The 22,801-nt window shown below is 35.1% G+C and carries 28 protein-coding genes and 2 pseudogenes; 21 read left to right on the forward strand and 9 right to left on the reverse strand.

All coding sequences use genetic code 11. The features are described from left to right. Nucleotides 1–171: 171 nt before the first annotated feature. Nucleotides 172–684, forward strand: a complete 513-nt coding sequence (locus tag PH210_RS05605) for a GNAT family N-acetyltransferase (protein ID WP_289983709.1) — start codon at nt 172–174, stop codon at nt 682–684. Nucleotides 685–913: 229 nt separating this feature from the next. On the opposite strand, the pseudogene PH210_RS29905 reads toward PH210_RS05605, so the two are convergent. Further along, nucleotides 914–1,347 (reverse strand): annotated as a pseudogene (locus PH210_RS29905) (tyrosine-type recombinase/integrase); the annotation flags it as partial. A 124-nt stretch (nt 1,348–1,471) separates the two neighbouring features. Here PH210_RS29905 and sda point away from each other — a divergent pair. The 6 genes from sda (at nt 1,472) to PH210_RS05640 (ending at nt 5,517) form a co-directional block, all read left to right on the forward strand. Then, on the forward strand, nt 1,472–1,630 hold the full coding sequence (sda, locus tag PH210_RS05615) for a sporulation histidine kinase inhibitor Sda (RefSeq protein ID WP_289983710.1): 159 nt from the start codon (nt 1,472–1,474) through the stop codon (nt 1,628–1,630). Nucleotides 1,631–1,916: 286 nt separating this feature from the next. Then, complete coding sequence (locus PH210_RS05620; protein WP_289983712.1) at nt 1,917–2,957, forward strand: DUF3231 family protein; 1,041 nt, start codon at nt 1,917–1,919, stop codon at nt 2,955–2,957. Nucleotides 2,958–3,189: 232 nt separating this feature from the next. Continuing rightward, nucleotides 3,190–3,954 (forward strand): carbon-nitrogen hydrolase family protein, encoded by a 765-nt coding sequence (locus PH210_RS05625; RefSeq protein ID WP_289983714.1) that lies wholly within the window; start codon nt 3,190–3,192, stop codon nt 3,952–3,954. A 216-nt stretch (nt 3,955–4,170) separates the two neighbouring features. After that, nucleotides 4,171–4,518, forward strand: a complete 348-nt coding sequence (locus PH210_RS05630; protein WP_289983715.1) for a hypothetical protein — start codon at nt 4,171–4,173, stop codon at nt 4,516–4,518. Nucleotides 4,519–4,755: 237 nt separating this feature from the next. Then, entirely contained in the window at nt 4,756–5,247 is a 492-nt protein-coding gene (locus tag PH210_RS05635) for a P-loop nucleotide/nucleoside kinase family protein (RefSeq protein ID WP_289983716.1), read from the forward strand. A gap of 54 nt (nt 5,248–5,301) precedes the next feature. Then, a complete protein-coding gene (locus PH210_RS05640) occupies nt 5,302–5,517 on the forward strand; it encodes a hypothetical protein (RefSeq protein WP_289983717.1) in 216 nt (71 codons plus the stop codon). Between the two features lie 327 nt (nt 5,518–5,844). Here PH210_RS05640 and PH210_RS05645 read toward each other — a convergent pair whose 3' ends face one another. Then, on the reverse strand, nt 5,845–6,432 hold the full coding sequence (locus tag PH210_RS05645; protein ID WP_289983718.1) for a hypothetical protein: 588 nt from the start codon (nt 6,430–6,432) through the stop codon (nt 5,845–5,847). Between the two features lie 149 nt (nt 6,433–6,581). Between PH210_RS05645 and PH210_RS05650 the strand changes: the two genes are divergently transcribed. The 3 genes from PH210_RS05650 to PH210_RS05660 all read left to right on the forward strand — a co-directional run bounded on the left by PH210_RS05650 (nt 6,582) and on the right by PH210_RS05660 (nt 8,318). Next, nucleotides 6,582–6,821: a hypothetical protein gene (locus tag PH210_RS05650; protein WP_289983721.1), complete on the forward strand. Its 240-nt coding sequence runs from the start codon at nt 6,582–6,584 to the stop codon at nt 6,819–6,821. A 589-nt stretch (nt 6,822–7,410) separates the two neighbouring features. After that, nucleotides 7,411–7,686 carry a hypothetical protein gene (locus PH210_RS05655; protein WP_289983722.1) on the forward strand — a complete coding sequence of 92 codons (276 nt, stop codon included), beginning with the start codon at nt 7,411–7,413 and terminating at the stop codon, nt 7,684–7,686. Nucleotides 7,687–7,925: 239 nt separating this feature from the next. After that, nucleotides 7,926–8,318, forward strand: coding sequence for a DUF1259 domain-containing protein (locus PH210_RS05660; protein ID WP_483312084.1), 393 nt, complete (start codon nt 7,926–7,928; stop codon nt 8,316–8,318). Nucleotides 8,319–8,650: 332 nt separating this feature from the next. On the opposite strand, the gene PH210_RS05665 is transcribed toward PH210_RS05660, so the two are convergent. Then, nucleotides 8,651–8,935: a hypothetical protein gene (locus PH210_RS05665; RefSeq protein WP_289983724.1), complete on the reverse strand. Its 285-nt coding sequence runs from the start codon at nt 8,933–8,935 to the stop codon at nt 8,651–8,653. Between the two features lie 361 nt (nt 8,936–9,296). On the opposite strand from PH210_RS05665, the gene PH210_RS29720 reads away from it, so the two are divergent. The 5 genes from PH210_RS29720 (at nt 9,297) to PH210_RS05685 (ending at nt 14,383) form a co-directional block, all read left to right on the forward strand. Further along, nucleotides 9,297–9,824 (forward strand): CBO0543 family protein, encoded by a 528-nt coding sequence (locus PH210_RS29720; RefSeq protein ID WP_354669958.1) that lies wholly within the window; start codon nt 9,297–9,299, stop codon nt 9,822–9,824. Between the two features lie 261 nt (nt 9,825–10,085). Further along, nucleotides 10,086–10,298, forward strand: coding sequence for a helix-turn-helix domain-containing protein (locus PH210_RS05670; protein WP_289983797.1), 213 nt, complete (start codon nt 10,086–10,088; stop codon nt 10,296–10,298). Nucleotides 10,299–10,346: 48 nt separating this feature from the next. Then, the gene (locus tag PH210_RS05675) at nt 10,347–11,594 is read left to right on the forward strand and encodes a DUF4153 domain-containing protein (protein WP_289983725.1); all 1,248 of its coding nucleotides are present in this window, start codon (nt 10,347–10,349) and stop codon (nt 11,592–11,594) included. 498 nt (nt 11,595–12,092) lie between these two features. Further along, nucleotides 12,093–13,163 carry a hypothetical protein gene (locus PH210_RS05680; protein ID WP_289983726.1) on the forward strand — a complete coding sequence of 357 codons (1,071 nt, stop codon included), beginning with the start codon at nt 12,093–12,095 and terminating at the stop codon, nt 13,161–13,163. Nucleotides 13,164–13,402: 239 nt separating this feature from the next. After that, entirely contained in the window at nt 13,403–14,383 is a 981-nt protein-coding gene (locus PH210_RS05685) for a DNA/RNA non-specific endonuclease (protein ID WP_289983729.1), read from the forward strand. A gap of 216 nt (nt 14,384–14,599) precedes the next feature. Here PH210_RS05685 and PH210_RS05690 read toward each other — a convergent pair whose 3' ends face one another. Together PH210_RS05690 and PH210_RS05695 are read right to left on the reverse strand one after the other, a co-directional pair. Beyond that, nucleotides 14,600–15,355: an SDR family oxidoreductase gene (locus PH210_RS05690; protein ID WP_289983730.1), complete on the reverse strand. Its 756-nt coding sequence runs from the start codon at nt 15,353–15,355 to the stop codon at nt 14,600–14,602. A gap of 34 nt (nt 15,356–15,389) precedes the next feature. Next, the gene (locus PH210_RS05695) at nt 15,390–15,773 is read right to left on the reverse strand and encodes a MerR family transcriptional regulator (protein ID WP_289983732.1); all 384 of its coding nucleotides are present in this window, start codon (nt 15,771–15,773) and stop codon (nt 15,390–15,392) included. A gap of 206 nt (nt 15,774–15,979) precedes the next feature. Here PH210_RS05695 and PH210_RS05700 point away from each other — a divergent pair, with 206 nt between their 5' ends. Further along, complete coding sequence (locus PH210_RS05700) at nt 15,980–16,588, forward strand: transglutaminase-like domain-containing protein (RefSeq protein WP_289983733.1); 609 nt, start codon at nt 15,980–15,982, stop codon at nt 16,586–16,588. 218 nt (nt 16,589–16,806) lie between these two features. Here PH210_RS05700 and PH210_RS05705 read toward each other — a convergent pair whose 3' ends face one another. Together PH210_RS05705 and PH210_RS05710 are read right to left on the reverse strand one after the other, a co-directional pair. Then, the gene (locus tag PH210_RS05705; RefSeq protein ID WP_289983735.1) at nt 16,807–17,382 is read right to left on the reverse strand and encodes a dihydrofolate reductase family protein; all 576 of its coding nucleotides are present in this window, start codon (nt 17,380–17,382) and stop codon (nt 16,807–16,809) included. A gap of 112 nt (nt 17,383–17,494) precedes the next feature. After that, nucleotides 17,495–17,651, reverse strand: a pseudogene (locus PH210_RS05710) (IS1595 family transposase); the annotation flags it as partial. A gap of 149 nt (nt 17,652–17,800) precedes the next feature. Here PH210_RS05710 and PH210_RS05715 point away from each other — a divergent pair. After that, nucleotides 17,801–18,202 carry a hypothetical protein gene (locus PH210_RS05715; RefSeq protein ID WP_289983736.1) on the forward strand — a complete coding sequence of 134 codons (402 nt, stop codon included), beginning with the start codon at nt 17,801–17,803 and terminating at the stop codon, nt 18,200–18,202. 66 nt (nt 18,203–18,268) lie between these two features. Here PH210_RS05715 and PH210_RS05720 read toward each other — a convergent pair whose 3' ends face one another. Continuing rightward, on the reverse strand, nt 18,269–18,832 hold the full coding sequence (locus PH210_RS05720; RefSeq protein WP_289983738.1) for a CBO0543 family protein: 564 nt from the start codon (nt 18,830–18,832) through the stop codon (nt 18,269–18,271). A gap of 283 nt (nt 18,833–19,115) precedes the next feature. Between PH210_RS05720 and PH210_RS05725 the strand changes: the two genes are divergently transcribed. From PH210_RS05725 to PH210_RS05735, 4 genes are all read left to right on the forward strand, one after another. Next, nucleotides 19,116–19,895 (forward strand): enoyl-CoA hydratase/isomerase family protein, encoded by a 780-nt coding sequence (locus PH210_RS05725; protein ID WP_289983800.1) that lies wholly within the window; start codon nt 19,116–19,118, stop codon nt 19,893–19,895. Between the two features lie 273 nt (nt 19,896–20,168). After that, nucleotides 20,169–20,582 carry a CBO0543 family protein gene (locus PH210_RS29725; RefSeq protein ID WP_354669959.1) on the forward strand — a complete coding sequence of 138 codons (414 nt, stop codon included), beginning with the start codon at nt 20,169–20,171 and terminating at the stop codon, nt 20,580–20,582. Nucleotides 20,583–20,948: 366 nt separating this feature from the next. Further along, entirely contained in the window at nt 20,949–21,437 is a 489-nt protein-coding gene (locus tag PH210_RS05730) for a DinB family protein (RefSeq protein WP_289983739.1), read from the forward strand. A gap of 327 nt (nt 21,438–21,764) precedes the next feature. Further along, complete coding sequence (locus tag PH210_RS05735; protein ID WP_289983740.1) at nt 21,765–21,953, forward strand: hypothetical protein; 189 nt, start codon at nt 21,765–21,767, stop codon at nt 21,951–21,953. A gap of 168 nt (nt 21,954–22,121) precedes the next feature. Here PH210_RS05735 and PH210_RS05740 read toward each other — a convergent pair. Next, nucleotides 22,122–22,801, reverse strand: a 680-nt coding sequence (locus tag PH210_RS05740) for an IS110 family RNA-guided transposase (protein WP_289983741.1), incomplete at its 5' end; no start/stop codon positions are given.

Below are 22,801 nucleotides of genomic sequence, written 5' to 3' on the forward strand. Positions count from 1 at the left end.
TACTTAAACAAACTGGTGCAAGAGTTAAAGATTGGGATGGCTGCGGCGATCTTTTTTCTTATTCAGCTACAGTAAGCAGTTTAGTTAAACAACAATATCAGCAAAAAGAGGATTGTTAGCTTTCGTAAAGAAAGAGTAAATAATAATAAATGGTGAGAGGATGAAGTAAATTTGGAAGCAAGTAACCATATCATTCAGATAAAGCCTTGGGAGGATAATGACCTTGATTTACTTTTTTTTATTAACACTCCAGAAATGATGCAGCATCTTGGAGGTCCAGAGAGTAAAGAGCAGATTTTGCACCGACATAAACGATATCTTGAACTGGGTAATAGAGGACGTATGTTCAGCATTAAATTGTTACCAGAATTAGAACCAGTAGGTTCTGTGGGTTATTGGCAAACTACTTGGAATAATGAAAGTGTATATGAAACTGGATGGAGCGTTCTAGCCTCTTATCAAGGAAAAGGAATAGCTACAAAAGCGGTAAAGTTAGCAATTGAAGAAGCATCTAGTGAGAACAAATATAAATACATCCACGCATTCCCATCGATTGATAACCCTGCTTCTAATGCAATTTGTCGGAAGCTTGACTTTCAGTTTATCTCTGAATGCGAATTTGAATATCCTCCAGGAAGCTTTATGCGTTGCAATAATTGGCGTTATAACTTAATTGGACAATAGCTGATTTTTCAGTTATTAATTTTTATAAAGTATGTAAAAAAATGTACTTAAGCTAACGGGTGCTTAAGGAAAATATTGCTTTTTACTGAAATTAATTTTTGTAATGACCTCTCATTATTTTATTGTCAACCTCAAGGTCAGCAGGTCACTAGAATTTAACAAATTTAACTATCGGGTACGAGAATTAAAGAAGGCAATGCTTTTTAATGCATTGCTTTATGAGTTCAATTTAAAAATACTTGCAATAAAGCTCTCGCCTTAAACTCCCACTTAACTGTGCATATATCCTTGTAGTCTCACTTTTCTCATGACCTAGTAAGCTAAGCTCTGATAACTTCTAGAGGTGCCATTATTCAGCATATGAGTGGCATAACTGTGCCTCAGTTGGTGCGGATGAATCGATTTATTGAACCGTGCCCGATTCGAAATTCGTTTGATGACATATCTCATCTGGGCAATGCTCATTCGATGAGGATACCGTTCTAGAACAAAAATGGCTGAATCGCCATCCTGGCGTTAATCAAGGTATTATTTAAGCCAAATTTCGCAGCGGATTTTTAAATACACTTCCCTCTCCTTATCCCTTTCCTTTCACTATAGCGGAACGGTATACCAATTAATTCTATTCTTCTCTAAGGTAACAATTTCTCCTATACGGCACCCACCCCCTCCTGATTCTTTTAGAATTTGCCCCTTTGAATTAGAAAATGATATTATATGCAACAATGTCTCTGAGAAAGAAGGCTTTAAGAAGAATGAACATTTTTATAGAAAGTAATGAAGTGTAATGGATTATGCATGGTTTTATGTTGAGGATGAATTGTTATTGAAAATTTATCGAAAAGCAATTGATCAGCAGCTAGGAATGGACTTTACCGGATTTGTGTATAAAGAAATCTCTAGACGAAAGATTCCTCCGAGAGAATACCTAAAAAGGATTAAATGAAACATTTGGGAGAGAAAATAAATGAAGTGTTTGACTGATGAACAAATTTTGAAGCTTTGGATTGCCCTTATATTAAAAAGGGTAAATACATCAGTTTGATTGTGTAAAAAATAATAGGATAAAAGCTTAACGAGCAGATTATTAGATTAAGCACAAATTTTATTGCCTTTAAATTACGAATGAATTTCTCACTGGGCACTTAACGTGAATTACTGTAATCGAATATAAATTAAAAAAAGGAAAAATACTAAGCTAACTTAAATTCCTGGATGAAGGAGATTTAGTCATGGATACGACGCTTAAACCAATCAATTTAAGTTCAGACAAACTTAATTCCGGAGCGCCATTAACATCTGTAGAAATGGCGAAACTTTGGGCTACATATATGGGGAACAGCATGTCCAAACGGATTTTGACTTATTATCTGAAACATGTTGAGGATCAGGATATTAAAACGTTGCTTGAAAATGGATTGAAATTAGCGAGCGAGTTTATGAAAGAGGCGGAACGGATTTTCAATTCGGAGAATTTCCCTATTCCTGTCGGATTTACAGAAAAAGACGTGAATCTGGAATCACCCCGGTTATATCAAGATGAATTTTATGTCCATTACTTGAAATATGCCGCCAAAGCGGGACTAAGCCTCTATGCAGTTGCTGTTCCATTGGTTATGCGAAAAGATACCAGGGAATTTTTTTATGAGTGTACCTTAGCTACCTCTAAGTTTTTAGAGCAGCTCAATATAACTTTAATCAGCAAAGGTTTTATTTTAAAACCTCCCGTCTTGCCCGTACCTGAAAAAGTGGATTTTATAGAAAAACAAAACTATTTAAAAGGTTTTATGGGGGATATCCGTCCACTACATGCATTGGAAGTCACCCATCTTTATGACAACATTGAGAATAATAGTACAAGCAAAGCGTTGTTATTGGGATTTCATCAAGTCGTAAGAAATAATAAGGTAAAGCAATTATTTAAAAAAGGCTTGGACATTACTGAAAAATCCCTTAAGCAATTCAGTGAGAAACTTACCGTTGATAATCTCCCAGCCCCAACACGCTTAGATCATTTGGTTACAGATTCGCTAATTTCACCTTTTTCAGACAAAATAATGTTATTTCACAAGGTGGATATGTTTTCGATGAAGATTAGAGCATTTGCAAACTCCATTGCCGTCAATGGAAGAAGAGATATTGCGTTAATGTATGGCAGAAATATCGTTAATGTTTTTGCATTTGTCGAAGATGGTGCCCAAATTTTAATCAAACATGGCTGGATGGAGCAGCCTCCAAAAGCAATTGACCGAGTGCACTTGGCGGCTGAATAGAACTGTTTAAATGTTTTTAAAACAGACGGATTGAGTGTTAGACAAAAGGGCTTCCTCCTTAGGATTTTGAGTTAGAGTGGTGTCTCTACTCATATCTTACTGAGGGGCCCTGTTTTTTTCAAAGTTGAAAATTAGTGATCTACAGGAATTCTAACGGGGCAGATTAGTTTAATTATAACTTAGAGATATAAACAGAATGATATAATTTTAATATCTAATAGGGGGAATTGATTTGACTAAATTAAGAGTAGCTTTATTGCACTTGCTACCAATCGCAGGTGATATAAAAAAAAATCAAAGTCTTATTGAAAAAGCAGTTAAAAAAGCAGCAAATAAAAATGTAGACTGGATTATAACTCCAGAATTAGCGGTTAGTGGCTTGCAATTTTCTCAAGAGATTGGAACAGATTGGATAAAACAGCAACCAGATGAATGGATGACGAACTTTTTAACATTGGTTCAGTCTTTAAATACTTATGTATTTCTTGGTTGTCCTGAAAAGTCAGATAGTGGTGAGCTTTATAATTCAGTATTTGTCATAAACCGGGATGGTCAATTAATAGGAAAACAAAGGAAGATCACAAGTATTATAGATGATTGGTCTACTTCTGGTGCTATCACTGAGCCAATAGATATGGGAAATGTTAAAATCGGTGTTTTAATATGTGCAGATGCCTACAATAAAAATATTGCAGACACATTTTTATCTAAGGGAGCAGAGATCCTAATTGCCCCGTCGGCTTGGGGTCCAGGGCTATACGGACCCAATGGTGAGTGGGAACAAAGATCGATAGATACTGGATTATGTTTATTTGTTTGTAATCGTACTGGTGAAGATGAGTCTGTTACCTTTTGGGAAGCTGAAAGTCTTATTATTAAGAATGGCAAACGCCTCCTTTCGCATAAATCAAAACAATCTGCAATTCTAACTTTTGATTGGGATTTAGTAAAAATGGACTTAGTTTCACCCGACTTTGAGGTTGAATATATATTTTAGTTATTTTTAGTTTGTTTTTAAAAGGTTTTAAAAGCTAAATGAAAAATTAGTGTTGTTGAGCTAACGGGTGCAAGAGTTAAAGATTGGGATGGCTGCGGCGATCCTTTTTTCCTATTACAGGTTAGTTACTTAAGATTATTTAACGTAATATTCCAAATAATTTGGAATTAGGGTAAAATGGAGAAATTAGCCATATTCGATCAGAGGTGGTTTCTAATGGAACAGATGTTAAATGTAATTACTTTTATCCTGGGACTTGGATCAAATGCCTTAATAATATTTGCATTATTAAGCCTCAAAGGTAAGATAATTGGAATTAAAAAACGGTTATCCATATTAAGTCTTTTTACAATTATTATTTTCGCTTTAATTCCAGCAATTGGTTATCGAGTTGATAATGACTTTGGGTATTTTTACTTTGGTTTTCCTGCTGAAGGTTTAGTTTATCGGGGGGGATGGTTGTTTACTTTTACCTCATTTGGCTTAGTATTTAACTTTTTTTTCTTTTATTGGATTTTTAAACTATTATTAAAAATATGGACACGTATGATCCCTGTCAAATAGGGATGTTAACGATAGTTGATTTTCTATTCCTAATAAAAAGTTCTTGATTGAACAAGATGTTGCGGCAGCTCTTTTCTTAATGTGACGAAGCCGGTTTGTTAAAGAAGGAATATAAATAAAATTGGTAGAATAGTAAATTGGATATAAATCTTAAGGTCTAAATATTAATAAGAAGAGAATATCTATGGGTAAAAAGTTTAAACTTTAAACTTAAATAAGCGCAGGGGGTTAAAATATATGAAACAATTGGGGACGTTATACTTTTTCTGTGGAAAAATGGGAGCTGGAAAATCAACTAAATCAAATCAATTGGCGATAGATAAACATGCGGTACTGTTGTCTGAGGATGAATGGCTTTCATCTCTTTATCCCAATCAGATTGCATCATTTGAAGACTATCTAAAATTCTCAGCGCAGCTCAAGCCTTTGGTAAAAAAGCATGTCCAAAACATATTAAGTGTCGGTACAGATGTAGTGATGGATTTTCCAGCTAACACTCAAAAACTACGAAAGTGGTTTTTGGATATGGCCACAGAGGTCAGTGCAAGCCATCAACTAATTTTCCTTAATTTAAATAACGAGCAATGCTTACGTCAAATTGCACAAAGGCGTAACGAACAACCCGAAAGAGCAGCTTTTGACACGGAAGCGGTGTTTATTCATGTTACCAAATTTTTTGAAGCTCCAGAGGCATCCGAGGGTTTAAATATTTTAGAGTACTTTAATTAGCTAAAAATACGAAGAAAAATTCAACCTAAATAATAAATTAATTGGGAGATAATCTTGAAAAAAACTAAAATAATAGTAACAATTTTTTGTTTATTTATATTAATTATTGGTATAACCAGTATTTACTTCTTTGCTGAAGGTATTGAAAGACCGAAATTAGTTTTAATGTTAGGGGCAATCCTTATTTTCATCCAACAAGTGATCTTACTATTTATTAAAAAAGGATACAAAAATGTTAATAAAGCTAACGGGGATAAGAGTTCAAGATGAGATCGCTTCGGCGATCTTTTCCTTGTTCAGCTAACGAAGCAGGTTAGCTGAAGAAAGAATAGTCTAGGGAAGTAAAGAATACCACCAATATTAAAACCTAGGATATTATTTTTGAAAAAATGAATGATGGGGAACTGACAGGCTCATTTCCTGACAGTGTCCCATTCATTCAACACCTCTGTGAACCCTGTAACGTGAGGATCTTTAAAAAACTTAATTTTGGTTGGTTTTAGAATAATTTCGTAAGACTCTTCCATTGTGGAATAGCGATCTGATAGTACACTTTCATCATCTACAACAGATCTTTATTGCGAAGTTACCTTTGCGCTAATTTTTGGTCTTATTTTTTTTATTTCGACTGTAATCGTTTGATTTTACAACTTTTTGACGTGACTGTTGTTTTTCTGATTTAGCCATTTTTGATTGGCTAGTTGACTGGCTTTCAGCTTTGTTACTTGATTGGTTATAAGAATTTACTTCTTCAGCCTTTTCAATTTTTACTCCATGACTAATATTTTTAATGTGGAACAAAGAAAGGCGAACGATTTCCTCTTTATTGATCAAAGAAACAAAATCTTTAGTTACATCACTGAGTACCCCCTCTAACTTCTCAGGACCGCCACGATTAATTTTTACCCATTGAAATTTCAATGCTTCAAGCAGTTCTTGGAAATTGGCGGCTTTTTTAAATTCGAAATCTTTAGGAACTTCAATGTTGAATTCCATCTGCCCCTTCATATTTTCTGTTAAACTTTTAATATGATGAGTGTTGTAATAAACGACTCCATCATCTTCCGTGAGAAGGGCGATATGATCGTCACCTGCATACATTAACTTCCCAATTCTGGATTCTGGTCCGCCTCGATCAACCCTGATTACACTACCTATAAAATTTTTAATGATGTCCTTATCCATAAAAAATTCTCCTCCTTAAAATAATTAGATATATTTACACTGCATGAATATGTATCACTGGATGAAGTTGTCCTAAGGAAATAGCCTGTTTATTCATAACTTAAGTGAAAAATAGGCAATTTAAATGATATGATATTGGTGGATTTGTGATGCTGGGTGGCTTGTTGGTTACTTTATCAATGGTCTTTGTGGGTGCGATTTATGCTACAAGTATTACACAATGGTCTGGAAAGTCGAAATTGTGGTTTGCGATTTTTGGGGCAAAGCAATATGGCGAAGAAGCTGTAGATACTTTATTTCTGGGTATTCCATTTATTTTAGGAGTTTTGATTACGTTAATAGGGTTATTAATCTTAGGGTATGAGTATTATAAATCCTTTAAAAAATAGGATGGTGCTAGAGTTGAACAATGGGTTGCTGCGGCAACTCTTTTTTCTTGTTCCACTATCGAAGCAGGTTAGTGGAACAAGAAAAGATGAAAATCCTTCTCTCTTTAATATCGTATTTGAGGGAATATGGTGCAGTTTGAGTAATGCCTCTGACGGGATTCGAACCCGCACTCCTTTCGTAAGCATAGGCTAAGGGCAACACGCTTCCCTACGGAATTTCACCAACAGGAATTTCACCTGCTTCAGCTAATTTGCTTTTCGGTGCTTCTGAAACCTTTGCCTTGCGACCCGGTGGCTACAATTGTTTTCCGGCGCTCTTCCCTTCTAGAGCTACAGAGGCGTTTAAGGAATTATATGCCGAAATATTGCAAAGAATCAACGATTATTTAAGTTCAATTAAATAGTGCTTTGTTAAAAATCCAGCATCTCTTTTGCTGCTTATTTCTTATTGAACGAACGAAGCAGGTTAGAGGAATTAGGATCGTCTTGAAAAACCTCATTTTAAATAAATCCGATTTAGAAGGAATTTTATGGTAAATTTAGGTATCAATTATTTTCTTAGAGACCTTTAACGGGGAGGAGGAAACAAGTGATATATTTCATTGGTAGCGTAGCTATAGGGTTTATTTATCTATTCTTAATTTATAAATTAGTTGAACTTTCAATGGGCCAATTTGAAAGAAAGGGTATTAAAGACCATTGTTTAAAGGTTCTTCCATCTTTAATTGTTATATTTGGCACTAGTTTATTTTTGGGTTTCTTCCTGCCTGAACCGTTGAATAAATTTACTAGAGGAATTCGCCTTTTCACATATTTCAGTGGTACAGGTGCTATATTTTTTTTAATTCTTTTCCTCATAGTTTGACCTTTTAACCCAAGACTGTATAAGAAATTAACTAAATAAAATTAAGATTGGCGATTACAGGTACCACTCTTTATGTTGCTAATGAATTTGATGACAATGTAGAAATTTAGGATATTTCCACACCTACGGCTTTTGCGTCCCGTTGAAAATCGTATTTATATTTTGAAATAGATGCATGTCCGTATCAGAGCTTTTCATTTATTCATATCCTAGTAATACTAGGGAGGAGATGAATAGCTGTGAATAATGATCAATCAATTTGTCAAGAGTTTGCTAGAATTATCGGTGGGCAAGAGGGTTTTGCGGGTGGAAAATGCGTAGCAACCATAAATCGAAATGAAATAAAAGCAATAATTTTAGGAGAACGTTTCAGAGTAACCTCTTCTTTCTCATTTGAATCAAGAAATGATCAGACTGGACGAGCATTATGCTTAGGTAGGGTTGCACTCTTGCAAATAGAAGTCGAGAATTTTGTTGCTTCCATTCTTAAACAAGGAATAATAGTTTCATCCGTACACAATGAGTGGTTTTTTGATCATCCTAATTTGATTTACGTGAATATCGAATCTGTTGAAGATCCATTAGTTTTTGCAAGGAAAGTTAGAAGAGCGTTAAAGAGCCAGCAGTCGTAAGACTTGAAGGTAAATTCAAAAGGGGCTTAAGTTAAAGATGATGATCGTTGCGGCGGTCATTTTTCTTTTTGAGCTAATGAAGCAGGTTAGCTTAAGAAAATGTAGTTAATATTGACTTCGGTGAATTATTATTATGATGTTAGAAAGTGCTTATAAAGGAGAATATAAAATGCCTGTTATTAAGCATCAACAATTTATTAATGATTCTGTTGAATTATGTTTTGACCTTTCGAGGAATGTAGATATTCTTACTCTAACCACAAATTAAAAAAGGCTATCCTATTGGGGTAGCCTAGTAATATTAAGTTGTTGAAAAAGGATGCCATTAAAAATTATTTATCGTTTCTTCCACGCCTAAATGATAATAAGGCTGTTTTTAATGACGCGTAAGAACCTATAGCAGCATATCCATAGAACCACCCCATAAAAATACCTGCTACTAGATGATGTCTGTGACTTATAAAAATTGAAATACATAATCCCAAAATAAGAGCAATAGACGGTACAAACTTTTTTGGGACCTTCAGAATCACTTTTAGTATTTCAGTAAAAATCATTATTAATGGGACTGCAATTACAGCATCCCAAAAATTAGTATGTATCGTGGGGAAATCCATTTGGAACACACCTTTTTACATACATTATGTCCTTAATTATAGAAAAATAATAGTGAACACATTGATGGAGTGGACAGAATGAAGTACTGTTGATCCTTCTACAGCTAACGGGTACATCATGTGGGACTGTTGCTACAACCCCGACTTATTTGTTCTTCGTTTAAATTGAACGTTATTAAGCAAAAAAAATGCATGTTTTGGTAACAAGATTGCGAAGTTATGTACTTAAACTTTAGGGTGCAATAGTTTAAGATCAGCCGCCTTTTGGCGGCTTTCTTCTTGCGCTAACAGGAAAAATTGTAAAAATATGTAATTTGCGTTATGTAAATGGAGATAATAATTAAATATTAATTTTTCATTTATGAGAGGAAGAGACATAAGGTTGCATTTTACAATTGGGGTCACTCTTATACTTATATCTTTAAGGTGGGCAAATTGGAAGGAATGGCAACGCTATTATCCTACCATGATTTATATTGTGGCAATGAGTCTCCTATATAAATTATTTGCTTTAGACAAGTTTCATTTATGGAAATTCAGTTCTCATGACTTTTTCTTCAATAGCCATATTGCAATTCATTTGTGCCACACATTTCTTATAAATCCTTTGTATACAATTATTTATCTGTCAAATTTTCCAGAGGAAAGTTTCCTTAAGAAATGCATTTATATAATAAAATGGGTATTGGCATTAATAATAGTGGAATTATTGCTGCTAAGTTTTGACCATATCAACTATTTTCATGGATGGAAATTAAAATGGACAATATTTTTTGACTTTTCAATGTTTTCCATGCTTAGAATTCATTTTAAAAATCCGTTATGGGGAATTTTTCTATCAATAATATTTACCTTATTTTACTTATATGTTTTTGGATATTTAACATAAATGATGTTACTAACCGTGTGAAGGTTCATTAAAGTAGTTTTGCTTTACGTTATTACTGTAATGGTTGCTAGCGTTAAAGATGGGGATGCTGCGGCGTTCCCCTTTTCTTGTTGTACTAACGGGGCAGGTAGTTGTACAAGTTATAAATTTAATAGTTAAAACTTACAAAGCATTTCTTTGATGGAGAAATGCTTTTTTGCTTTGAAAAACAACAATACAACAAAAATATTATTATAATTAATAATAATTTATTGTAAAACGATAAATTATGTATTAAAATCAAAATCAATAGCAAAAAGGAAAATGAGCGTAACAGAACTTTCTGAGAAGGTTGGAATAACAATGGCGAACCTTTCTATATTAAAAAATGGCAGGGCAAAAGCGATTCGATTATCCACTTTAGAGGCAATTTGTAAGGCTTTAGAATGTCAGCCAGGAGATATTTTAGAATACAAAAGTGATGAAGACAGTTAAATATTGTAGAGGAAACTTTAGATAACGATGATTAAAGGAGGTATAACGATGGAAATTAACAATTTGATTATTGAAAATATGTCTAATCCTCATGAGCTGGAGAGAATGTATAGAAAAGACCCAAAAGCTTTTAAAAAATCATTCTCACACGCATGGGAACAAAATCCTGATTCTCAGGTTCTTGGCGTTTGGTATGAAAGATTGCATTTCAAGGAGAAGGAAAATACAGAAAAATCTTCCTTGTTTCAAAAATGTTTCCTAGTAATGGGCATTTTAGCCATTCTGGCCGGGATAAGCACCAGGCTCATTTTCCATTTTGTCAAACTGGAAGCAATTGCTCCAATTAACCTGACTTTTGGTATAATTCCCTTTATTGCTGCCTATTTTGTTTACAAAAATAAACCAAAAAAAAGTGTTATTTATTCCCTTGCCGCGTTGTTCCTCATTTCTGTGTTTTATCTTAATATGCTGCCATTAAATGATAAAGACAGTACTATCCTTGCTTATTTGCACCTTCCCATATTTTTATGGGTATTGGTAGGGCTTGCATTTACAGGAAATGAATATTCAAAAGGCATTGCAAGATTAGGCTATATTAAATTTAATTTGGAATTTTGTATTCTTTACGCAAGCATGGCCGTTAGCGGAATGGTGCTAGCAGCATTAACCATGCAGTTATTTAGGTTTGTTGGCTTGGATATAGAAGACTTCTATTTTAGTAATGTCATTTTATTTGGTGCTGCAGCTCTTGCTATTGTGGCCGCAAACCTGGTATCAATGAATCTTAAACTTGCTAAGAATATTACACCATATATAGCTAAAATTTTTAGTCCACTCGTCCTGGTCACATTGTTGGCCTATCTTGTAACGGTTATATGGGTTGGAAAAAATCCATTCATGGACCGCGATTTCCTGATCGCTTTCAATGGAATACTCCTTGGTGTATTGGCCGTTACCATATTTTCCATCACCGAAAGCGATTCTGACGACAAAAAGAACATTTCAGATTATATAAATTTAGCCTTAATTGTTCTTGCGCTTATCATTGACAGTGTGGCTTTGTCAGCCATCGTGTTCAGACTTTCTTCTTATGGGATTACGCCAAATAGACTTGCTGTTTTAGGAGTAAACATACTTATCTGGGCAAATCTAATTTGGATTATGTTCTCCTATATGCGTTTTCTTCAAAACAAATCCGGACCTTCAGCAATCCAAGATGCCGTTACTAAGTATTTGCCGGTCTACGGACTTTGGGCAGCTTTCGTTACATTTACCTTTCCAATAATTTTTAATTAGAGAGGCTCGTTAATGTAACGAAAAGCCAATCTTCTTTAACGGATAGGATAAAATCTTTAAAGCCGAAAATGCAGCTTTTATACAGAGTTGCATAATATCGGCTTTTTTTCGTAACTAATTAAAAAAAGGGTAATCAAACTAGAAGACATTATATATTGTTACTTCTGATTTTTTAAAATTGTCCAGTTTCATGTGCCCACCGAAAAAGGATTTCATGAAACGTATTTGATTAGCTATATTTGCAGGTTGATTTAAATTAAATGTGAAAAGATGTACTTACACTAAATGTTCAACCTGAAATATGCAGGTTTGAACACGACGGTACATTAATAGGAAAAATGGGTATTAATTCTCGTTACAAGTCATAAAACTTAGGTAGGAATTAAAAATAGGGCAAAATTGATGCACGTATCAGCCTGTAGCTAAACGTCTGCGTTTGACATGCAAATACTCAAAATATAGTAAACAGTTACAATTAATTTAAGGAGCAGGATAATCTTGATTAATGAATTTAACATATATGATCAAGGGTTTCCTCAATATATACCCCAAAAATACATGAATAAATGGATTGAAGTAGGTTTATCTAACGATTTTTATTTTAAATTTTTCCTGACATATTGGGATAACCATTATTTAGGAGGATACCTTTCTCGAAATGCGTATAATACATTATATTGTGTACCAACATTTACAAATCAATCTTACCTTCAATATGGACCTCAAAATAATCTTCCACAATATACTCCGAATGACTGTATAAATAGTTGGGTACAAATTGGCTTTGAAAATGCACGATATCTTAAATTTTATTTAACCTCTGCTAATGAGAATGACATTGGAGGTTTTTTACTACAGAACTCGATAAAAAATCTTGATTTCTCCATTGTTCAGTTTCAGGAATTTTTCGAAGAATATGAAAACCAATTTCATCCAATGCTAATTAATAACAATATTCAATTATCAAAAGAGGAGAAGACTAGGCGAATACAAGTTATTAATGATGTTTACACTATACTTTTGGCACGTCTTTTGAAACGTGGGTTAGCTTCCAAAGAAGGTGGAAGAATTCCTAAACATACTGAATTGCCTAATGCTGCTATAGATGATATCCAATATCTCTCAAATAAGCTATTACAATTATATAAAGAATTTTTTAATGGTTTTCATGATCAGTCAAATTTCCATCGATTTCATGAATGCTATGAATTATTTTCCAACGGTGAAATTAGAGGAACAAAATATCCTGGACAAGGACAGCCAGACTCCTCAGACGAATTTTTATTTTCAGAGTTCGCAATCCAAGCTATTGAACTAAACATAGATGTGGAAATTTGGTGTGAACTATTAAAAACATTTGTCAAATCTCAAGAAATTTTTATTCAGGTATATAGACCAAAGGGAATCGAAGTACCTACCTTAGAAGATTATACATTTAGCAATTTCCAATACTTTAAACAAGTTTCTCAAAATGAAAAAGAAAGACTTAGAAAAAAGTACGATAAAATGTCGTTTTATGAGTTAATACAAGCATACTCTAGAAACCTATTAAAAGCACAGTCTCCATGACCAAGATAAATAAATTAACGTCCCCTTTGAATGACTCTGTGAAAAATTTTACTTAAGCTAAAGAGGGCAAGAGCAAAACACTGAGTGGCTTCGGCTACTTTTTTTATTATTCAAATAAAGGGGTAGTTAGTTAAATAAGGATTTAATACCAACGATAGATATATTCCAACAAAAGATCAAAATGTGTTATTGTTAAATAAGATTTGTCTAGTGTAAACATGAGAAAGGTGTGCAGAAGTTTGAACAAAAGAATATTTTTGATTTTATTTACTGTGATTTTAATAACTGTATTTGCAGGTTGCGGAAAAATAGCTGAAGATACTTCCCCAACGAGCACGGTTTCTAAGACTGTTGAAGCAAATAAGAGTACTTCTGCCAATGACACAGAAAAACCAGCGAGTGATAGTGAACCCAACAAAAGTGTTCCTGCATCTAGCACTTTAAAGGCAACAGGTACAACGGACGGATTTGATTACAGCAAATATACCCTAATTGAAGTAAACGGCGGGGATATGTCAGGATATAGACAGCCGAATGTCAAAGTAGATGTCGGATTTGGAAATCGGGAATATTGGGCGTATACAAATGAGTACGGCCAGCTAATTCGTGTTGAAGCGAAAAAAATAACACTTCAAAATCCGAAAACTGATCATGTTTTGTCATCAGGTAGATATTACTCCGATGAAGCAAATGTTCCTGGTACAGAGAGTCCAACCTTGGATAAAGGACATGTGATTGCTGACTCGCTTGGGGGAGTATCAAACGCATATAATATTACACCTCAGGACAGTATTCTCAATAGGCACGGTGATCAAGCTTATATGGAAAAAGTGATTCGAGATGCAGGAGGTTGTACGGATTTCGTAGCAGTGATTAAATATCCAAATACTCAGACGCAAATTCCTAACCATTATAAATTCACATACAAAATTCACGGCAGATCCATTACAGATGAATTTGACAATGTAAACCCAGATGAAGTGAACAAAAATTTAGGGAAAACGACGGGTACGAGCAGTACCCCAACGAAAACAGACAATGTACCTGCAAACGATACGGAAAATAGTAATGAAGATGTTAGTAAAGTGGATACCAATCATAACGGAATTGTTACGATCGCTGAAGCCAAAGCTGCTGGCTTTAAAATGCCAATTACGCGCGATTCATGGCTCTATAAATATATGGATGATCGAGATGGTGATGGCTTAGTAGGTGAATAAATGGGGTTATGACTACTCCCATGCGATTATGGACTATTTAAAAGTAGCGGGGCAGGATAATTTGAACTGCACCTCCATTGTTAGACACAAAACTAACAATGGAGGTGCAGTTTTTTATAACCCATTATGGTCCATTAAAAAACTACTTTCTTCTTAAATAAATGATTTTCTGAAAAGCATTCAAATAATTGAGTAACTCTTCACAAGCGGTGGTTACTAAATTAAGTTCTTTGTTGCTTGGTAACTTTTCTCGACGTATTCGTCGATTTCATCCCGTGACATACGTAAGCGATTCACAGATGTACCATATCCGATTTCGTTTTTACCCTCTTCTAATTCTTTGAAAATGCCATCTGCGAATGCATCTAATGGTTCTCCAGGCAGACCTGCACCGTTTAAAAAATCTGTATTCACCGCTGGAGGAGCAACTTCAATGACTTCTATGGATGTGTCAGAAAGTTGGTGTCTGAGACTCACTGTAAAGGAATGGAGCGCTGCTTTCGTTGCTGAATAGATAGGTGCAATTACAAATGGAGTAAAAGCTAACCCAGATGTCACATTAATAATAGTTGCCTCTTTTTTATTTGCAAAAAATGGAGCAAATAACATAGAGAGTTGGAACGGTGCTTCTAGATTTGTTGAGATTTCTTTACTGAAATAACCCCAATCTTTCTTTGAATCCGCCTTTAACACGTTAAAACTTTGTTGGATTCCTGCGTTGTTAATTAAAACATTCACATCCGGATAGTTGGATGTTACCCAGTCAAACAATGCTGCACGTTCAAATTCAATAGTCAAATCACTTATACGAGTAATTAGGTTTGGGAGTTTTTCTTTCGCGTTTTGGAGTACCTTTTCACGTCGTCCACAGACAATGACTGTATTCCCAGCCTTTATAAAACGTTCCGCGAAAGCCAATCCTATTCCAGTGCTTCCACCTGTTATCAATATTGTATTTCCTGAAAGTTTCATTATAGTTCCTCTTTTCCCTTTTTTACTATTTCCTTCAGTACTCATCCTGTTTTCTTTCCTGAATTTGTTTTGTATAGCGTTCAATTTTGAAGTCAATTCCTTTTAGGGATTCTGTCATTAATGAAATTTCATTTAGCACGGTTTGTTTGTGTTGCATCATCATTTCGAGTCTTTTTTCAACGGTAGGGTCACCTTCAATAACCCAGTCCATATATTGCTTAATACTGCTAATCGGCATATTCGTGTTTTTTAAACACAGCACTATTTCAAAGAGCGCCATTTGATAATCTGAAAATAACCGTCTGTCTGCTTCATCACGCTGGATAAATGGTAGTAAGCCTTTTTTTTCATAATAACGTAACGTTGATTGTGGTAAATTGAATTTGGCTGCGGCTTCGCTAATTGAACAGTAATTCATCTGGAGACCTCCAAATTGTTTCTTCATCTTTCGTCGACAGGTCTATCATACGACTTAAACCGAGGTTTAAGTCAATATAAAAAACTGAAAAAATTTATTCAAAAATTCCTAGAATACCTAACAAAGATTGTGATCCAACTAATAAAAATCGTAAAATAATGTTTATATATACATATTTATGCATTTTGTTGAGGGGAGAAGTATATATGAATTTGGTATGTGAGTCGAAAAAACTAGATGACTATTTACTCGAATTAAACGAAGTTAATTTTTCTAATCCAATTATAAAAAAGAAAGCAGATGAACTTTTTAATCCATCTCAAACGGAAATTGAAAAAGCAAGAATAGCTTATAAATTTGTTCGTGATGAAATTTCTCATTCTTGGGATATTCAATCGAAGCGAGTTACTTGTAATGCTTCGGAAGTATTATACTTTAAAGAGGGAATTTGCTATGCCAAATCACACCTCTTAGCGTCTTTATTACGTTCACAGGAAATACCAATTGGTTTTTGTTATCAAAGATTGATGTTATTTGATACCCCAGAAAAAGGGTATTGTATTCACGCTTTAAATGCTATCTTCCTTGAATCACTTAATAAATGGATTAGGGTTGATGCTCGTGGAAATAAAGAGGGAATTGCTGCTCAATTTTCAATTGAAGAAGAAAAATTAGCTTTTTCCATTAATGAAGAACTTGATGAAAAGGATTATCCAGTTATCTTTGCTAAGCCTCATCCCAAAATTGTGGCTGTTTTAGAAGAAAATACAAATGCATTAGAAATGTATAAACATCACTTGCCAGAGAGTTTGTAGTAGCTTCACTACCGGGTGCTTGAGTTAAAGATGAATCGCTGCGGCGGTCTTTTTTCTTGCTGAGCTAACGGGGGCAGAATAGTACAATAAAAAGACAAATTTATTTAAAAAAGGTATGTTAAATCCTGATGTTGACCTTAAAGATAAGAAAACCGCCTTGTTGAAGAGGCGGCTTATTGAGCTATCGTATCTGTCGTAATCTGTTTTAGGAGACAAGGTCATCTAACCGTCTGGTAAACTAGGGCTATGGCTCCAGACTCAAATGTCTTGTTTTCAATAAGTTTAAGATTGACCTTCTCCTGGAGACCTTGGAATAACGGCAACCCGCTGCCGATCAGGACGGGAGAAACCGTAATTTTATACTCATCTATTAAACCAAGCTGCATAAGGTAGTGTGCTAACCTAGGACTGCCGAGGATGACCATATCCTTGCCTTGCTGCTGTTTGAGGTTCTTGATCTCTTTCTCGACATCTTCTTTCACCAGTCTGGAATTGTTCCATTCTACTTTCTCCAGCGTCGTGGAAAAAACGATTTTGGGTGTCTTTTCGATCCACTCGGCATGATTCAGTTCATGGTGCGAGGCTGAGGGGTCCGATGGCACAGCTGTCCAGTAACTGTGCATCATCTGATAAGTCTCACGTCCCCATATGACAGTGTCGGCAGTACTCAGAATTTCTCTCGCGTGTTTCTCCAAGTCAGCATCGTATGAAACCCAGCCAATGTCCATTTCACCGTTCGGACCTTCTACAAAACCGTCAAGAGATGCGTGCAGAAATAGAACAAGTTTTCTCATTTTTAGTTCTCCTTTGTTCATGAGGGATTTTGATTGCTAATCTATTAACAATTATAAGCAGAAAGCCGAAGATTGTCATTCGTGTCGGTCACAGAAAACAGGCATGATTTCACCAACATATTTTTCTTATTCGATGCTGTATTCTCATATTCCTGCTGTCTAAGTAACGAAACCAAGCCAAAAAATGTTGAAACGCCGTTAAAGCGATCCATCTACTTTTTTAAGTGGCTGGGGTAGCTGTTTACGTTTTGGATATCGTACACGCCCTTACACGTTGCTTGCCAATTTGGTGGCATACTTTAAAAAGTAAAGGAGCAGGTTAGCGGAAGAATGAAATGGTAAAATAGTGATTAGAAAAGAGCTATTAAATTTCTAAGGAGAAAACAATGGGGAAATAATTGAGAAAAGGGGATTTAAATTGAAAAAAGTTATAATTGTTATTTTTTCTTTATATTTGTTAGTAGGATTTAGTGACAGTAATGTACGACAGAGTAAAAAATTAGAAGAGTCTATTCATACAGTAGTGGAAAACAAAAGTAAAAGTGAAATAGATATAACATCTTTGGCTAATTTCACCTGGGACAAAGCCTTTATCTTTCCACCTTATACAACTCAAGAAAGTATCGATGAACAATTAGATGTCCATTTTAAAGACCCAAGTGATATTGATAAGAGGGACGATATATATCTATTGGTTTTTCTAAATAAAGGCAAGGTACTTCAATATGCAGAAATAAAACGTCAAAAATCTGTTTTTTCCGTTGGAGAAAAGAAGTTCCTTTCGCCGTCTAGTGCAACTATAAGTATTGTAAGGAAATAAAAGTAACTGAAGTTGCAATAAATGACTCCTTAATTCATCTCGCCTTTATGTCGTAACAAATATTGTTTATCCCTTATCTAATTTAGAATAGCTTTCCATCTTTGTAACCGCATAAGCGACATAGTAAAGAGTTAAAAAAATAATAAAATCATATAAAGTGGACCAATTTTTAGGGTTATAGAAGTCGATCGCGTTAAAGAAATTCATTCCTCCAAAAGCAGCAATTGCTGCAAATATGACTCCTTTTAACAAGGAATTCATTTTTGGCTTTATTTGTAGAGCGAACATAATCCCAACTGGTGCTATAGAGAAGTGATAGGGTAAAAATAGAAAGGGTGCTAGAGGAATGATTACCATTGGGTAAGACCATAACCCTAGTGATAAGGCCGCAAGATCTATCGTAAGTGACAATATGATGGTCAAGAAGCCTGCTAAAAGAAGACGTCCTGTGCTATCTTTTTTCCTAAATATAATCCAAACAATCCATGGGATTACAAATAGGGCCACTCCAAACCACCATTGCCATGTAAAGAAAAAATCTTCTGTCACTGCTTTTGCAAATAAAGAACTTACCTCAGTGAGCTGGTTATAGGCTTTTTCTGATTGAGCGAGTCCTTCCTCAAATGCCATTTTTAACATCTCCTCAAAACATAGTTATTACATTTTTTTCAGTTAATCAGTCTTTTATTCACTGCTGCCTTTTAAAGAATTTTCATAGGGAAAAGGTATATGAAGGACGGTTGTTATGCTTATTTATTTCATATACTTTACAATTTCGTCATATATCTATTTTTTCTTTATATCAGTAAATTAAATGTGACAAGCATTTGAGTAGAGTGTTATATTGAAAATAGTCGGAATAGTAAATAAATTTAAAAATCAAATTATTGAGGAGGAATAAAAGTTGGAACATATGATTATTGAAACAAAGGATGGGGTTCGTACACTGACACTAAACAGACCTGAACGTCTTAATGCCGTCAATGATAAACTTAGCTCCGAGATTATCCAAGCAATTAAGGAGGCTTCTGCTGACGATGATGTCCGTGTCATAGTAATTACTGGAAGTGGACGAGGATTCTGTGCAGGTCTTGATTTGACCGATTATGCGAAGAGAAATCCAGACGCTCAATCCCGTTATCAAAAATTAGATCAATTGGGTTGGGTTGGTCATCAAGCTTTGGGGATTGTTTATTGTGATAAGCCAGTTATTGCGGCGATCAATGGGATTGCGGCTGGTGCAGGACTCGCGCTGGCTCTGGCTTGTGACATCCGCTTCATGTCTTCTGACGCAAGGGTAACTGCTGGGTACATTCGCCGCGGTCTCAGCCCCGATGCGGGAATGAGTTATTTTTTACCGCGGTTGGTCGGGCAGGCAAAGGCTGCCGAATTGATCTTAACCGGTCGGGACATTTACCCTGAAGAAGCAGAACGAATTGGATTGGTGAACGGGATATTCCCTAATGAAGAATTTCAGGAACAAGTGATGGATTTTGCAAGGGAATTAGCGGCAGGACCGCCGGTAGCAATGACGCTTTCTAAAAGATTGCTTGCTGCAAGCCCTGACACTGATCTAACAACCATTTTAAAACAAGAGTACGCTTTTATTAAACAATGTTTTGGTACCAAAGATGTTCAGGAAGGGGTTCAAGCCTTTGCTGAGAAGAGAAAGCCCGTGTTCAAAGGAGAATAGGTAAATTCTTGAAATCAAGTTTGTGTAGAAATGTACTTAAACTTTAGGGTGCTTGACTTGAAGAGAGAGAGTTGCGGCGGCAGCTCTTTTTTGTTGTTGATCAACTAACGGGGCAGGTTACTTGAATAAGCACAAAAGAATCCCACTGTGTAATGGCTATTTGGCGAATGAATTATTCGATTCTGTTGGAAAATATAGTGAAGGACGTGAGGTGAAGTGTGGTTCTTAATACTAACGGTTATTGTACTTAATACCGTGTTCTGGTTAATGCCTATGAAGCTGACTAAAACTGAGATATTCGCAACTTGTATGTTTGCATGCGTTTTTGAGCTGATAGTGAACATCTATTTAGACCTAAAACTCGATTGGTACGGCTACTTCCAGAAAGGTCCTCAATGGGGATCTTTAATTGTCATATTCGGCATTTATCCTGCAGCTAACGCTATTTTTCTGAATTACTATCAGTACATGAAGAATGTTGCACAGAAATTTTGGTACATCATAGGGTGCTCGGTTTTCGCCGTAGTTTATGAGTGGTTAGCGGACAAATCTGGATACTTTTATTACAATCAATGGAAAATTTGGTACTCTGCAGTTCTTTATCCGTTCATATTCCTGATACTGTTGGCGGTTTTGAAGTTGGTTCGAAAGCTGATTCACAGTCAGTACGAGCGTATTTCTCAATAAGCGTGTACGAGTTGGCTATAAGATTGTGAAAAATTGTTCTTAAAAAAACCGGTTTGTGAGTGAAAGACCACTTTCTGGCAAATGATCGCTGCGGCGGTCATTTTTGCTTGTTGAACTAAAGGGGCAGGTTAGTTGAAAAAGAAATTAAATGAAAATTTTGGTTTTCGACAAATAAATCGAGCATTTTAAGGGGAAATATGGTATTTCTTATTTGACTGATATTTCTTAAAATTTGTGTAAGTGGATGGGGATTCTACTTTAAAATATTGGTTGAGGGAAGGTAAGTTTGAATAGAAAATACAACTCAAATGAATCTTGACTAAAATGATTATCTATTAAAGGGATTAAAATTGGAGGTAATAGAAAATGGAGGTAAGGACACTTTTGTTACAGCAATGGGCAAGCTGCTTAGATCAAGAAGACTGGTTTCCACCACTTGAAAAAGTGCTAGAGGATATCACTTTTGAACAGGCAATTTGGAAACCAGTTGTGGGGGCACATTCCATTTGGGAATTAGTTTGTCATTTGCTTTTCTTTGAAAAAAGAATTCTGTTACGATTTCTTGGTGAAACAACAAATGAACCACAGGCAGAAAATAATGACGCTACATATCGATTACCAACTGAGACGTCTCAAAATTGGCAGAAAACAAAACAAGAATACTTTTATGTTCATCGTGAACTAGAAAAAATACTAGCAACATCAGAACTAGAAGATTTGTATAGAGAAATCCCTGAAGACAATCCATTAATGATTGAACTAAAGAGTTTAGCAATGCACGACGCCTATCATATTGGGCAAATTGTATTCCTTAGTAAAATGCAAGGAGCTTGGGCAGCGAAACGCAGCTTTTAAAAAATCTTCATTAGCTTTACAGTTATTCCATTATAGGGGGCTTTAATGGGATAAGAACTGGAACGTCCAAATCGGACGTTCCCATATTTTATACCTGAAAAACAACAATACTATTTAACAAAGCCAAAATTTAAAAATTACTTTTTCAAAAATAAGTTTGTGAAACATTGTACTTATGCTAACGGTTGCAAGAGTTAAAGATCGGGATGGCTGCGGCGATCCTTTTTTCTTGTTCCGCTAACGGAGCAGGTTAGTTTAGGAAAATAATACAAAAAATCCCAGTACAGAGGACTGAATAATGTTATTATTTAGTAAAGGGGTGGTTGTATGAAGGATGAGAATAAACCATTTAATGATGCAATAGACCATTTTAACGAGATTGAAGGAAATGCTAGTAACCCTTCTAATGCTAAGATAAACAAGCTACCAAAACAATTAAAATACTTTGGATACTTTATGATAGGTTTCATTTCATTATCCATTTTGTTAATGATTATATTAAATTTATTAAATTAACTAATACCGACTGGTGGCTTTCTTATTCAGCTAAACCAGCTAATAGTTTGTCAATATTTTTCAATAAAAAATAATATTTAGCCATGATATACTAAAAATAAGCATGCCAAATAACCTTCCGCTAACTGATGATTGGAAGGTTTTGTCTTATTTAGCTGGAAATCTTAATTAGGCTATATCTTGGAAAGTAGTTCTGTTTTTTAATATGGCATAGATCCAATGTAAGAGCTTATTTACACAAGCAATAACGGCTACTTTATAAAGTTTGCCTTCCTCACGCTTTTTATCATAAAACGCTCTTAATCTCTTGTTTCTAGGGATAATTTCATCAGTTGTTTTCTGCTTACGACAATCACGGATCCCAGAGCGAACAGCCATATATAAGGCGTGCCGCAACCTACTTGACCCACGTTTTGTAATACGAACCAGAGTAGCTTTAAATTTACCTGATTCAAACACCTCTGGATCCACTCCAGCGAATGCGACAAGTTTTTTTTGGTGATTAAACCGGTCTATCTCCCCAATTTCTGAAATGATCGTTGCAGCGATTTTTTCTCCGATACCAGGGATAGATTGGATAATCTTATATTCTTCAATTTCCTTTGCGAGAGTATCTATCTCAGCCTCCAACTCTGATAGATGCTCTTTGTATTGAAGAAGCATATTAATATACATACTAAGACTCAGTAAATGACTATGATATAGTGTCTTTTGAAACGGATTCTTTGCTGCTGCTTCCTTAAGTTGTTGGGCTTTTTCCTTTGCCCATCTTATTGAACGACTTTTACATAATTCCTTGATTTTATTAGTCAATGTTACTTCGTTAACAGCTAAAATATCTTCAGATG

This window comes from Paenibacillus sp. BSR1-1 (genome assembly GCF_030403775.1).
In the GTDB taxonomy this organism is placed as follows: Bacteria; Bacillota; Bacilli; order Bacillales; family Cytobacillaceae; genus Neobacillus.

Coding starts and splice junctions, on each gene's coding strand:
- PH210_RS05700 (WP_289983733.1), top strand. CDS start 15,980: ATGAATTTGGTATGTGAGTCGAAAAAACTAGATGACTATTTACTCGAA.
- PH210_RS05620 (WP_289983712.1), top strand. CDS start 1,917: ATGGATACGACGCTTAAACCAATCAATTTAAGTTCAGACAAACTTAAT.
- PH210_RS05695 (WP_289983732.1), bottom strand. CDS start 15,773: ATGAATTACTGTTCAATTAGCGAAGCCGCAGCCAAATTCAATTTACCA.
- PH210_RS05735 (WP_289983740.1), top strand. CDS start 21,765: ATGAAGGATGAGAATAAACCATTTAATGATGCAATAGACCATTTTAAC.
- PH210_RS29720 (WP_354669958.1), top strand. CDS start 9,297: ATGAGAGGAAGAGACATAAGGTTGCATTTTACAATTGGGGTCACTCTT.
- PH210_RS05630 (WP_289983715.1), top strand. CDS start 4,171: ATGGAACAGATGTTAAATGTAATTACTTTTATCCTGGGACTTGGATCA.
- PH210_RS29725 (WP_354669959.1), top strand. CDS start 20,169: ATGAAGCTGACTAAAACTGAGATATTCGCAACTTGTATGTTTGCATGC.
- PH210_RS05650 (WP_289983721.1), top strand. CDS start 6,582: ATGCTGGGTGGCTTGTTGGTTACTTTATCAATGGTCTTTGTGGGTGCG.
- PH210_RS05725 (WP_289983800.1), top strand. CDS start 19,116: ATGATTATTGAAACAAAGGATGGGGTTCGTACACTGACACTAAACAGA.
- sda (WP_289983710.1), top strand. CDS start 1,472: ATGGATTATGCATGGTTTTATGTTGAGGATGAATTGTTATTGAAAATT.
- PH210_RS05720 (WP_289983738.1), bottom strand. CDS start 18,832: ATGGCATTTGAGGAAGGACTCGCTCAATCAGAAAAAGCCTATAACCAG.
- PH210_RS05690 (WP_289983730.1), bottom strand. CDS start 15,355: ATGAAACTTTCAGGAAATACAATATTGATAACAGGTGGAAGCACTGGA.
- PH210_RS05645 (WP_289983718.1), bottom strand. CDS start 6,432: ATGGATAAGGACATCATTAAAAATTTTATAGGTAGTGTAATCAGGGTT.
- PH210_RS05665 (WP_289983724.1), bottom strand. CDS start 8,935: ATGGATTTCCCCACGATACATACTAATTTTTGGGATGCTGTAATTGCA.
- PH210_RS05705 (WP_289983735.1), bottom strand. CDS start 17,382: ATGAGAAAACTTGTTCTATTTCTGCACGCATCTCTTGACGGTTTTGTA.
- PH210_RS05730 (WP_289983739.1), top strand. CDS start 20,949: ATGGAGGTAAGGACACTTTTGTTACAGCAATGGGCAAGCTGCTTAGAT.
- PH210_RS05635 (WP_289983716.1), top strand. CDS start 4,756: ATGAAACAATTGGGGACGTTATACTTTTTCTGTGGAAAAATGGGAGCT.
- PH210_RS05675 (WP_289983725.1), top strand. CDS start 10,347: ATGGAAATTAACAATTTGATTATTGAAAATATGTCTAATCCTCATGAG.